Annotated in this window: 1 protein-coding gene; it reads left to right on the top strand. The window is 53.4% G+C overall.

Annotated elements, in window-relative coordinates; all coding sequences use genetic code 11:
- Positions 1-1265 (top strand): beta strand repeat-containing protein (locus GTK07_RS19135; protein WP_163636637.1); only part of this gene is annotated, 1265 nt, incomplete at both ends.

Raw genomic sequence — 1265 nt, 5'->3', positions numbered from 1 at the left:
ACACGGATTCCCAGACGCTTTCCTTGAGCGGAACAGATTTGAGCATTGCCGGTGGCAACACCATCGACATCAGTTCCATTGACACGGATACCGATGACCAGACCTTGAACCTATCAGGGAACACCCTTTCCATCGCGGACGGGAACAGTGTGGACCTGTCGGCCCTGGACAACAGCGGAACGGACGACCAGGCCCTGAGCCTGAGCGGCAACACCTTGACCCTTGAGGACGGTGGCAACGTGGACCTGAGCGGATATTTGGACAACACGGATGCACAGACCCTTTCCTTGAGCGGAACCGATCTGAGCATTGCCGGTGGCAATACCATCGACATTGGCGGCATCGATACGGATACAGATGACCAGACCTTGAGCCTGTCAGGGAACACGCTTTCCATTGCAGATGGTAACAGTGTAGACCTTTCGGTCTTCAACAACAGTGGAACGGATGACCAGGCATTGAGCCTGAGCGGCAACACCTTGACCCTTGAGGACGGTGGCAACGTGGACCTGAGTGGATACTTGGACAACACGGATGCACAGACCCTTTCCTTGAGCGGAAACGATCTTAGCATTGCCGGTGGCAACACCATCGACATCAGCGGCATCGATACGGATACCGATGACCAGACCCTTTCTACCAATGGAACAGCGGGACACATTGCCATCTCTGAAGGGAACAATGTGACCATCAACGTGGACGATGCCGACTCGGTTGTGGGCAACGAATACAACACAGGGGTATCCATGAACTCAGGAAGCCTTCAGGTTACCGACAATGGTGGGACCCTGTCCACAGGATTGATCAGTACCGATGCCAACAACAACATTACTGCCGGTACCGATGGTGCCCTTTATCTGAACGTGGCCTCGGTATCCATAGCGGAGACCAACACGTCACTTTCCTTTAATAGCGGTACCAACCAACTGACCTATACTAACGAATTGGGTAACAACCCGGTCATAGACCTGTCGGCCCTGGACAACAGTGGAACGGACGATCAGGCACTAAGTTTGAGTGGCAATACCTTGACCTTGGAGGACGGTGGCAACGTGGACCTGAGCGGATATTTGGACAACACGGATGCACAGACCTTATCCTTGAGTGGAACCGATCTTAGCATTGCCGGTGGCAACAGCATCGACATCAGCGGCATCGACACCGATACCGATGACCAGACCTTGAGCATTTCAGGTTCGGATCTGACCATTTCCGAAGGAAACACAATAGACATTTCCGGTGTGAACACGGATTCCCAGACGCTT

It is taken from the genome of Flagellimonas sediminis (assembly GCF_010500845.1).
Classification (GTDB): domain Bacteria; phylum Bacteroidota; class Bacteroidia; order Flavobacteriales; family Flavobacteriaceae; genus Flagellimonas; species Flagellimonas sediminis.
The sequence above is the reverse complement of the archived record's forward strand: the minus strand, read 5'-3'. Positions and strand labels throughout refer to the sequence as shown.